The following is a 10,948-nucleotide window of genomic DNA, read 5'->3' as shown; positions in this document are numbered from 1 at the left end:
GTGGTGATGCCCAACCCGGTGTCCTCCGGCACCGGCTACCTGCAGGTGGCTGCGCTGCTGCAGTCGCAGGGCAGCGAGAAGGGCTGGGCCTTCCTGAAGGCGCTGGACGGCAACGTCGCGCAGTACATCAAGTCGGGCTCCCGCCCGTGCAAGGCTGCGCGTGCGGGCGAGTACGCGATCGGCGCGTCGCTCGCGTTCGCGGCGATCCAGTCGGTGGAGGAGGGCTTTCCGGTGAAGATGGTGATTCCGAGCGACGGCGCCGGCTACGAACTGGAAGCCTCGGCGCTGATGAAGAGCTCGAAGAACAAGGCCGATGCGAGGCGCTTCCTCGACTGGACGCTGTCGCCGCAGGCCGCGGCGCTCTACACGAAGTACAAGGAGATCGTCACGATTCCCGGCACGCCGCCGTCGAAGGCCGCGCAGATCGCCGGGCTGCCGGCCGACCTCTCGAAGGTGCTCTACCCGATGAACTTCGCGCAGTCGGCCAAGGACCGCGACGCCACGCTCGCGGCCTGGCAGAAGGCGATCGGGCGGTGAGCGCGTCGCCCGGCATGGCGCTCCAGATCAGCGGCCTGCACAAGAGCTTCGATGGCTTCGTCGCGCTCGAGCGCATCGACCTCTCGATCGGGGCCGAGGAGTTCGTGTGCCTGCTGGGGCCGAGCGGCTGCGGCAAGACCACGCTGCTGCGCATCATCGCGGGGCTGCTGGCGGCCGACCGAGGCCGCCTGATGCTTGGCGGTCGCGACCTGGCGACCGTGCCGGCGCGCGAGCGTGGCTTCGGCATCGTGTTCCAGTCGTACTCGCTGTTCCCGCACATGACGGTCGCGCAGAACGTCGGCTACGGGCTGCGCATCCGCGGTGCACCGGCGCCGCAGATCGAGGCGCGCGTGGCCGAGCTGCTGTCGCTGGTGAAGCTTTCGGCACTGGCGCAACGCCATCCGGCCCAGCTCTCGGGCGGCCAGCAGCAGCGGGTCGCGCTGGCGCGCGCAGTGGCGGTCGATCCGGCGTTGATCCTGCTCGACGAGCCGCTGTCGGCGCTCGACGCGAAGGTGCGCGCCGAGCTGCGCCATGAGCTGCGCGAGCTGCAGCGCCGGCTGCGCATCCCGACGTTGATGGTCACGCACGACCAGGAGGAAGCGATGGCGCTGGCCGACACGATCGTCTGCATGAACCAGGGCCGCATCGAGCAGCAGGGCACGCCGCAACAACTGTATCTGCAGCCGCGTACCCGCTTCGTCGCCGATTTCATGGGGCACGGCAACCTGCTACCGCGCGAATGGGTGCGCGAGGCGGCGACCGAGCTGCTGAGCGGCGATCCGATCGGCGACGCGGCATGCGTACGGCCCGAGCGGGTGGTGCTGGCGCCGGACCCGCACGGCGACAGCCGCGTGATCGACCTCAGCTTCCTCGGCAACCTGCGCCGGCTGCGCGTGAGCTGGCGGGGCCGCGAACTGCTGGCCGAGCTGCCGGCGGCCGGTCCGGCGTTGCTGCCGGGTGACGCCGTCTCGGTGCAGATCGCAGCGGCCGATTGCGCGTGGGTGGCAGGGTGATCGACGCGCCGCTCGACCGCTGGTTGCTGCGCGCCTGCCTGTGGATCCCGCTGGCGGCGCTGATCCTGTTCTTCGGCGTGCCGATGCTGACGATCGCGTGGCGCAGCCTGCTCGACGAGGGGGGCGGCGTCGGTGTGTCGAACTGGGTGGCGCTGTGGGAGACGCCCGGCGTGTGGCGCGCGCTCGCGCACAGCCTGGTACTGGGCGTCTCGGCGACCGTGATCACCGTGCTGCTCGCCTTCGTGGTCGCGTTCGGGCTCGAGCGCACCGCGATGCCGGGCAAGCGCTTCATCGGGGCAAGCCTGGCGCTGCCGGTGCTGGCGCCGTCGCTGGTGCTCGGCCTCGGGCTGATCTTCCTGCTGGGGCGCAACGGGCTGGTCGGCAAGCTGCTGGGCGCGCGCCTCGAGGTGTACGGATTCAGCGGGCTGTTGATCGCCGACGTGATGTACGCACTGCCGCAGGCCGCGATGATCCTGCGCGCCGCGTTCCGGCATGGCGATGCGCGCCACTACGAGGCGGCCGAGCTGCTGGGCGCGACACCGTGGCGGCGCTTCGTCGACATCACATTGCCGGGCATGCGCTATGCACTGCTGAGCGCGGCCTTCGTCGTCTTCACGGTGACGATCACCGATTTCGGCAATGCGGTGGTGATCGGCGGCGACTATCCGGTGCTCGCGACCGAGATCTACAACCAGGTGAGCGGACAGATGAAGTTCGGGCTCGGCGCGGTGGTCGGCCTGCTGCTGCTGCTGCCGGCGGGGCTGTCGGTGTGGATCGAGCATGTCGCTGCGCGCCGGCAGGCAGGGCTCGGCGCCGAATCGGCACGCCCGCCGAGGCCGGTGCCATGGGCCCGGCGCGACGTGCCGTTCTTTGTCGGCAACCTGCTGATCGCCGGCTCGCTGGCCTGCGTGGTCGGCACGGTGGTGATCGGCAGCCTGATGCGGTTGTGGCCCTACAAGCTGGAGTTCACGCTGAAGCACTACGACATCACGCTGGCGGGCGGCTATGCACCGCTGTGGACGTCGCTGGCGGTGTCGGTGCTCACCGCGGTGCTGGGCACGCTGCTGCTGCTCGGTCTGGCATTGGCGGCGCGGCGATTGCCGCCTGCGCCTGCGCGCGCGGTGGCGCTGCTGTCCGCCTTGCCGGTGGCGGTGCCCGGCCTGGTGCTGGGCCTGTCGTACGTGTTTGCGTTCAACCGCCCGCAATGGCCGTTTGCGGCGTTGTACGGCTCGGTGCTCCTGCTGGCGCTGTGCAACTTCTACCACTACCACACGCAGGCCTACGTGACGATGTCCAGCGGCGTGCGCGCGGTCCCCGACGCGTTGGAGGAGGCCTGCAGCGCGCTCGGCGGCAGTGTGTGGCGGCATTGGCGCGACGTCTACGTGCCGGCGCTGCGGCCCACGTTGTGGACGGTGGCGCTGTTCCTGTTCATGCGCTCGATGGTCACGTTGTCGGCGGTGATCTTCCTGATCACGCCGTCGACGATGCTGGGCGCGGTGAGCGTGATGCGGCTCGACGAGGCCGGGTTCACATCGCAGGCGGCGGCGTTCTCGACCTGCATCATGTTGATCGTCGGTGTGTCGGCCTGGCTGCTGCAGGTCTTGACGCGATCGAGGAGCCCTTGAACCGATGTTGCAGGAAGACCGATACCAGCGGTTGCGCGACCTGCTCGCGAACTTCCAGCGCTTGAGCACCGAGCGCATCGCGAGCGATCTCGGCGTTTCGCGCGAGACGGTGCGCCGCGACGTGATGGCGCTGGAGGCCACGGGTGAATTGCGGCGCGTGCACGGGGGGGTCGTCGCGACCGCTCCGGAGCCGGAAGCGCCGATCGGCGAGCGCATCAAGGTGCGCCTGGCGGAGAAGCGCTCGATCGCGCGCGCTGCGGCCCGGCTGCTGCGGCCGGGCCAGACCTTGTTCCTCGATGCGGGCAGCACGGTGTCGGCGCTGGCGGAGGAACTGGCGTCGCTGAGCGGCCTGACGGTGATCACCAACTCGTTCGATGTGGCGATGAAGYTGGTGGCGACCGACGCGCGGCGCCACGAGGTGATCCTGCTGGGTGGGCGCCCGGTGGCCGACATCGGCGCGACCTACGGCGAGCAGACCGTGGCCGAGATCCATCGCCACCATGCCGACGTGGCGTTGTTGTCGCCGGTATCGCTGCATGCGGTGCACGGCGCGACGAGCTACGAGCACCGCGAGGCCGAGGTGGCGCGGGCGATGGTGGCCTGTTCTAAGCGGCGGGTGATGCTGGCCGACCACGGCAAGCTCGGGCAGGCGAGCCGGGTCGGATGGTGCGCGGTGAACGACATCGACCAGATCGTCACCGACGGGCGGGCGCGCCGGATGCCGGCGCTCGAGGCGCTTCGGGAGGGTGGTTGTGACATCCTGATCGCCTGATGGCAAAGGCGCGGGTGGAAGGCCGGGGCTCGCCGGCCGGGTCGGCCATCGCCCAGCGGAACAGATCTTGCGTGACCCACGAACAGCAGTCCCTTCCAACCTGACGAGAGCGATTGGAGCGTCCATGCAGACACAGACGGGTCATCTCAAAGCCACGCTGAACGCCTGGCACCTGTGGGGACTGGCCGTCGGGCTGGTCATCTCCGGCGAGTATTTCGGCTGGAGCTACGGCTGGGCCAGCGCCGGAACCCTCGGCTTCCTCGTCACCGCCACGGTCGTCGCGGCGATGTACACCACCTTCATCTTCAGCTTCACCGAGCTCACCACCGCGATCCCCAACGCCGGCGGCCCGTTCGCCTACGCCAGCCGCGCCTTCGGCCCCGTCGGCGGCCTGATCGCCGGCTTCGCCACGCTGATCGAGTTCGTGTTCGCGCCACCCGCCATCGCCATGGCCATCGGCGCCTACCTGCAGGTGCAGTTCCCCGCCGCCAGCCCGAAGCTGATGGCCTGCGGCGCCTACGTCGTCTTCATGGCGCTCAACATCGTCGGCGTGCGCACTGCCGCCACCTTCGAGCTGATCGTCACCGTGCTCGCGATCTTCGAACTGCTCGTCTTCATGGGCGTGGTCGCGCCGGGCTTCTCGGTGGCCAACTTCGCCGCGCATGGCTGGGCCGGGCAGGACAGCTTCAGCCCGCTCGCACTCTCCGGCATGTTCGCCGCCATCCCGTTCGCGATCTGGTTCTTCCTCGCGATCGAGGGCGTCGCGATGGCCGCCGAGGAAGCGAAAGACCCGAAGCGCACCATCCCCATCGCCTACATCGCCGGCATCGTCACGCTGGTGCTGCTCGCCATCGGCGTGATGGTCTTCGCCGGCGGCGTCGGCGACTGGCGCAAGCTCTCCAACATCAACGACCCGCTGCCCCAGGCGATGAAGACCGTCGTCGGCGAGAACAGCGGCTGGCTGCACATGCTGGTGTGGATCGGCCTGTTCGGCCTCGTGGCCTCGTTCCACGGCATCATCCTCGGCTACTCGCGGCAGATGTTCGCGCTCGCCCGCGCCGGCTTCCTGCCCGCCTGGCTCGCCGTCATCCACCCGCGCTTCGGCACGCCCCACCGCGCCGTGCTCGCCGGCGGCGTCATCGGCATCGCGGCGATCTTCAGCGACGAGCTGTTTTCGTTCGGCGGCCAGACGCTCACGGCCAACATCGTCACGATGTCGGTGTTCGGCGCGATCGTGATGTACATCATGTCGATGGCGAGCCTGTTCGCGTTGCGCCGCAAGGAGCCCGAGCTCGCACGCCCGTTCCCCGCCATCGGCTACCCGGTGTTCCCGGCCATCGCGCTGGCGCTCGCGCTGCTGTGCCTCGTGGCGATGGTCTGGTACAACCTGCTGCTGTCGCTGATCTTCGCCGGGTTGATGGCCGCAGCCACCGTGTTGTTCCTGGTCAGCGGCCGAGAGCGGCGCGCCGCCGCTCTTGCCGCAGACCTCGCCGCGCAGCCCTGAGGAGACGCATGCCCTACCGCCACACCATCGGCACGCAGACCTGGCAGTTCGCCGATCTGAAGGCCGTGATGGCGCGCGCCACACCGGCGCGCTCGGGCGACCAGCTCGCCGGCATCGCGGCCGGCAGCGCCGCCGAGCGCATGGCCGCGCGCATGTGCCTGGCCGACCTGCCGCTGCAGCGCTTCCTCGATGAAGCGCTGGTGCCCTACGAAGACGACGAGGTCACGCGGCTCATCGTCGACACGCACGACCGCGCGGCCTTCGCACCGATCTCGCACCTGACGGTCGGCGGCCTGCGCGACTGGCTGCTGTCCGACGCGGCCGACGAAGCCACGCTCGCGCGCGTTCGCGCCGGCATCACGCCGGAGATGGCCGCGGCCGTCAGCAAGCTGATGCGCCACCAGGACCTGATCCTCGCCGCCCGCAAATGCCGCGTCGTCACCCGCTTTCGCAACACGATCGGGCTGCCCGGCCGCCTCTCGGTGCGCCTGCAGCCCAATCACCCGACCGACAGCCCGCGCGGCATCGCGGTCTCGATGCTCGACGGCCTGCTGTACGGCGCCGGCGACRCGGTGATCGGCATCAACCCGGTCAGCGACAGCATGCCGGCGCTGGTCGACCTGCTGCACCTGCTGGACGAGCTGATCCGCCGCTTCGAGATCCCCACGCAGTCGTGCATCCTGACCCACGTCACCAACACCGTGCAGGCGATCGAGGCCGGCGCGCCGGTCGACCTGGTGTTCCAGTCGGTCGCCGGCACGCAGCAGGCGAACGCGAGCTTCGGCATCGACCTCGCGTTGCTGCGCGAGGCGCAGGCCGCCGCGTTGTCGCTGAAGCGCGCGACGGTCGGCGACCCGGCCACCGCCAACGTGATGTATTTCGAGACCGGCCAGGGCTCGGCGCTGTCGGCCGATGCGCACCACGGCGTCGACCAGCAGACCTGCGAGGCCCGTGCCTACGCGGTGGCGCGCGCGTTCTCGCCGCTGCTCACCAACACCGTGGTCGGCTTCATCGGCCCGGAGTACCTCTACGACGGCAAGCAGATCATCCGCGCCGGGCTCGAAGACCACTTCTGCGGCAAGCTGATGGGCCTGCCGCTCGGCTGCGACGTCTGCTACACCAACCATGCCGAGGCCGATTCGGACGACATGGACACGCTGATGACGCTGCTCGGCGCGGCGGGCCTGAGCTTCATCATGGGCGTGCCGGGCGCCGACGACATCATGCTGAACTACCAGAGCACCTCGTTCCACGATGCGCTGTACCTGCGCGAGCTGCTCGGCCTACAACGCGCGCCGGAGTTCGAGGCCTGGCTGCAGAAGATGCGCATCACCGACGAGGCCGGCCGCGTGCTGCCGATCGCGCCCGGCCACAGCCTGATCGAGCGCATGGACCTGCCGAGGCTCGCGGCATGACCAGGGATCCGGCCAAGGATGCGATCACGCGCGACCCGTGGGGCGCCCTGCGCGTGCACACCGYGGCGCGGGTGGCGCTCGGCCGCGCCGGCGTCAGCCTGCCGACCGGCGAGCTGCTGCGCTTCGGCTTCGCCCATGCGCAGGCCCGCGACGCCGTGCACGTGCCGCTCGACGCCGATGCGCTGTGCGCCACGCTGCAGCAGGCCGGCTGGCCGACGCTGCAGGTGCACAGCGCCGCGCCGGACCGCGCCACCTACCTGCTGCGCCCCGACCTCGGCCGCCGGCTCGACGAGGCCTCGGCGGCACGCCTGGCCGACACCGCCGGCGGCTGCGATGTGCAACTGGTGATCGGCGACGGCCTGTCGTCGCTCGCGGTGAGCCGCCATGCCGCGCCGCTGGTCGCCGAGATCCGCGCGCAGGCGCCGCCGGAATGGACCTTCGGCCCCATCGTCGTCGCGCGGCAGGCCCGCGTCGCGCTCGGCGACCCGGTCGGCGAGCTGCTGCGGGCGCGGCTGGTCGTGATGCTGATCGGCGAGCGCCCGGGGCTGAGCTCGCCGGACAGCCTGGGGATCTACCTCACCTGGGCGCCCCGGCGCGGCCGCAGCGACGCCGAGCGCAACTGCATCTCGAACGTGCGGCCCGAAGGCCTGCCGTACGCGCAGGCGGCACGCCGGCTGGTGTGGCTCGCGCGCGAGTCACTGCGGCTGCAGCTGAGCGGCGTGAGCCTGAAGGACCGCAGCGACGTGGTGGAGCTGCCACCGGCGTGAAGGGGCCGAACCGGCCCTAACATGTCGGCCATGCAAAACACCCCGCTGATCCACTGGCATTCGATGTTCATGGGCGTCGCGCTGCTCGCGGCCGCCCGCTCGAAGGACGGCCGCAAGCGCAACGGCGCCTGCATCGCGAGTGCCGACAACAAGATCCTGGGCGTCGGCTACAACGGCCTGCCACGCGGCTGCAACGACGAGGATCCGTCGTACTGGAGCGACATCGACGACGACCCGGTGCAGTCGCGCCACAGCTACATCGTCCATGCCGAGGTGAACGCCATCCTCAACTGCGTGGTGCTGCCGCTCACCGCCAGCACCATCTACACGACACAGTTCCCGTGCCCGCGCTGCGTGCAGTCGATCATCCAGGTCGGCATCCGGCGGGTGGTGTTCCTCGAGAAGAAATCCCACCAGGTCGCGCTGAACCAGGCGTCGGACAAGATGCTGGCCGATGCCGGCATCGAGGTGCTGTCGCTCGAAGCGCTCGAAGCGCCGGCGGCCGAATGGTGCGACAAGCTCGACGACTTCATCCGCGACACCGGGCCGGCCGTGCACGGCGCCACGGATCCCGGGCAGCCGCCACCAAAGTAGCACCGCGGCACCCTCCATATCGCGCGATCACCGCGCGCCCCGGCTGGCTATCGTGTGCAGCACGGCGCGCGCGTTGCGCCGCGATGCATGGAGGTCTCATGCCGGCCCTGTCAGATCCGTTCTCCCCGTCACAGCTTCCCCAGTCGCTGCCGCCTCCCGCAGAGGCACTGCGCCAGTCGCCGCTGATCGCCGACCTGCTGGCGCTGTCGGGCTTCCGCACGCTGATGGCCCGCGACGGAACGCCGGTCAACATCGCCCGCATGATGTTCGACCGGCCCTACGCCTACGAGCGCATCGCCGTCGCGCACGGCAGTGCCGACGCGGCGCTGCAGCGGGCGGCGCTGCAGCTGTTCGGCCTCTACCTCGCGACCGATCCCGACATGCACTGATCCCCATGGCGGGGTCTTCTCGTTACCATGGCCCCTCCAGCCACCAGCCGGGGGAACACCATGAAATGGGAAGGCAACCGCGAGAGCGACAACGTCGAAGACGCCCGCAGCGGTGGTGGCGGCGGCGGAGGCCGCGGCTTCGGCGGCCGCAGCATCGGCCTCGGCTCGGTCGCCATCGCGCTGGTGGCCGGCTGGATCTTCGGCGTCAACCCCCTCACGGTGCTGAGCCTGCTCAGCGGCGGCGGTGGCGGCGCGGTCCCCACCCAGCAGCAGGCGCCTGCCGGCAAGCCGCCGGCCGACGACAAGATGGCCCGCTTCGTCTCGGTGGTATTGGCCGACACCGAAGACGTGTGGCGCGCCAAGTTCAAGCAGATGGGCGGCACCTACCGCGAGCCGAAGCTGCGGCTGTTCCGCGGCAGCGAGCCCACCGCCTGCGGCCGCGGCGAGGCCGCGATGGGCCCGTTCTACTGCCCGGGCGACCAGAAGGTCTACATCGACCTGGGCTTCTACGAGACGATGCGCACGCGGCTCGGCGCGCCCGGCGATTTCGCGCAGGCCTACGTGATCGCGCACGAGGTGGGCCACCATGTGCAGAACCTGCTGGGCATCAGCGGCAAGGTCGATGCGATGCGCGGGAAGGGCAGTGAAGCGCAGCAGAACGCGCTGAGTGTGCGCCTGGAGCTGCAGGCCGACTGCTTCGCCGGCATCTGGGCGCATGACGCGCAGAGCGCCCGCCAGATCCTGGAGCAGGGCGATGTCGAAGAGGCGCTGAACGCCGCCACGCAGATCGGCGACGACACGCTGCAGCGCAAGTCGCAGGGCACCGTGGTGCCGGAAACCTTCACGCACGGCACCAGCGCGCAGCGCGTCAGCTGGTTCAAGCGCGGCTTCCAGGGCGGCAGCGTCGAGCAGTGCAACACCTTCGAGGCGCGGCAACTCTGACCTCTCTGACGCCTCAGCCGCCCGCCTCGAACGCCAGTTCGCAGGCCTCGGCGATCGACAGCAACTCGCCCTCGGCCTGCCAGGCCGCCAGCTCGGCCGCATCGGGGTGCCGCGCCAGCAGCCCGGCCAGCCGCGCCTGGTCGGCTTCTTCATTCGGCTGCCGCACCAGCCGGCCGCGCTCGCGGTAGTTGCGCACCGAGGCGCCGGCCAGCCGCGCGGCCGCGTCGAAGCGGCCCGACAGCGCATGCAGCACGCCGAACAGGTCGAGCATCGACCACATGCAGCTGTCCTCGGGCAGGCGCCGCAGCCGCCGCGCGCACTCTCCGACGACGGCCCGCGCGCGCACGACCTCGCCCTGGTCGAGCAGCGCCCCCACCAGGTTCGCGAACAGCGTGAACTCGTTGGCCGATGCCCGCCCGGGCGGCAGGCGCGGGAGCAGTGCCTCGCCGCGCCGGATCGCGTCGGCGCTGCGGCCGGTGTGGCGGTCGATGTCGACCAGGTTCGCGCCGGTGCGCAACGTGCCTTCGAGGTAGCCGTCGCGCTCGCACAGCAGCGCGAGCGACAGCAGGGCCTCGCGGGCGCGCTCGGCGTCGCCGCCGATGAAATCCAGCACCGCCTCGGTGGTGCGGCCGTGCACCAGCACCGGCGCCGGCCAGCGCGGGTCCTCGATCGCCTTCGCGCGCGCCAGCGCCCGCCGCGCCTCGGGGTGGTCGAGGCGCCAGTTCAGCGCGAACTCGGCCCAGGCCAGGTACTCGCCGCGCGCATCGCCCAGCTCGGCGTAGCGCTGCGCCGCCAGCTCGGCCGCGGCCCGGCAACGCAGCGGGTACTCGGTGCTGTGCGCACGGGCCACGCCCTCCCAGAAGCGCGCCAGCACCCGCACCGGCAGGCCGTCGGAGAGCCGGCCGACCAGCGCCTCGCCGCGCTCGCGGGCCTCGGCGTGCAGCAGCAGCGCACCCCACAGCGGCGACGACGAGCCGTACAGCGCGACCGCCCTGTCCGGGTCGTTCGCGGTGGCCTCGTCCAGCGCGGCGCGCAGGTCGTCGAGTTCGGGCGCCCAGCGGTCGCGCCAGGCACCGGGCGCGCCCTGCGGGTTCGAGCGCCAGTGGTCCTCATAGGCCTCGTCGAAGACCACGCACATGCCGCGCGCGAAGGCGGCCCGCACGGCCGCCGCTTCGCCCGAGGCCTGCAGCTTGTCGAGCGCGTACAGCCGGATGCTCTCCGGCAGGCGGTAGCGCGGTGCGCTCGCGCGATCGACGCTCAGCAGCGAGCGGTCGGCCAGGTCGAGCAGGGTCTCGATGACGCGCGGTGCCGGCAGGTCGTCGTCGGCCAGGCACAGCGCGGCACGGTCGAGTTCGAACGCCCCCGGGAACACGCCGAGCCGGTGGAACAC

The 10,948-nt window shown here is 70.8% G+C and carries 10 protein-coding genes and 1 pseudogene; 10 read left to right on the top strand and 1 reads right to left on the bottom strand.

Features of this window, described 5'->3' with window-relative positions; genetic code table 11:
* The 10 genes from AC1D12_RS13160 to ypfJ all read left to right on the top strand — a co-directional run.
* Positions 1–537 (top strand): extracellular solute-binding protein (locus AC1D12_RS13160; protein ID WP_477840842.1); only part of this gene is annotated, 537 nt, incomplete at its 5' end.
* 14 nt (positions 538–551) lie between these two features.
* On the top strand, positions 552–1,550 hold the full coding sequence (locus AC1D12_RS13155) for an ABC transporter ATP-binding protein (RefSeq protein WP_477840844.1): 999 nt from the start codon (positions 552–554) through the stop codon (positions 1,548–1,550).
* On the top strand, positions 1,547–3,175 hold the full coding sequence (locus tag AC1D12_RS13150; RefSeq protein ID WP_477828237.1) for an ABC transporter permease subunit: 1,629 nt from the start codon (positions 1,547–1,549) through the stop codon (positions 3,173–3,175). The genes AC1D12_RS13155 and AC1D12_RS13150 overlap by 4 nt, the downstream gene beginning before the upstream one ends.
* 4 nt (positions 3,176–3,179) lie before the next feature.
* Entirely contained in the window at positions 3,180–3,947 is a 768-nt protein-coding gene (locus AC1D12_RS13145) for a DeoR/GlpR family DNA-binding transcription regulator (protein WP_047513235.1), read from the top strand.
* 124 nt (positions 3,948–4,071) lie between these two features.
* Positions 4,072–5,451 carry an ethanolamine permease gene (gene eat, locus AC1D12_RS13140; RefSeq protein ID WP_477828114.1) on the top strand — a complete coding sequence of 460 codons (1,380 nt, stop codon included), beginning with the start codon at positions 4,072–4,074 and terminating at the stop codon, positions 5,449–5,451.
* 8 nt (positions 5,452–5,459) lie between these two features.
* Positions 5,460–6,866 carry an ethanolamine ammonia-lyase subunit EutB gene (locus AC1D12_RS13135; RefSeq protein WP_477840839.1) on the top strand — a complete coding sequence of 469 codons (1,407 nt, stop codon included), beginning with the start codon at positions 5,460–5,462 and terminating at the stop codon, positions 6,864–6,866.
* Positions 6,863–7,633: an ethanolamine ammonia-lyase subunit EutC gene (eutC, locus tag AC1D12_RS13130; protein ID WP_477840837.1), complete on the top strand. Its 771-nt coding sequence runs from the start codon at positions 6,863–6,865 to the stop codon at positions 7,631–7,633. Before AC1D12_RS13135 ends, eutC begins: the two co-directional genes overlap by 4 nt.
* Positions 7,634–7,663: 30 nt before the next feature.
* Positions 7,664–8,227 (top strand): deoxycytidylate deaminase, encoded by a 564-nt coding sequence (locus AC1D12_RS13125; RefSeq protein ID WP_465111704.1) that lies wholly within the window; start codon positions 7,664–7,666, stop codon positions 8,225–8,227.
* Between the two features lie 98 nt (positions 8,228–8,325).
* On the top strand, positions 8,326–8,616 hold the full coding sequence (locus AC1D12_RS13120; RefSeq protein WP_477827365.1) for a hypothetical protein: 291 nt from the start codon (positions 8,326–8,328) through the stop codon (positions 8,614–8,616).
* Positions 8,617–8,676: 60 nt separating this feature from the next.
* Positions 8,677–9,558 carry a KPN_02809 family neutral zinc metallopeptidase gene (gene ypfJ, locus AC1D12_RS13115; RefSeq protein ID WP_477840835.1) on the top strand — a complete coding sequence of 294 codons (882 nt, stop codon included), beginning with the start codon at positions 8,677–8,679 and terminating at the stop codon, positions 9,556–9,558.
* 13 nt (positions 9,559–9,571) lie between these two features.
* On the opposite strand, the pseudogene AC1D12_RS13110 reads toward ypfJ, so the two are convergent.
* A pseudogene (locus tag AC1D12_RS13110) lies at positions 9,572–10,948 on the bottom strand (hypothetical protein); the annotation flags it as partial.

It is taken from the genome of Rhizobacter sp. P1_G5 (assembly GCF_056405435.1).
Note: the sequence above shows the minus strand (reverse complement) of the source record. Positions and strands in the feature narration are given on the sequence as shown.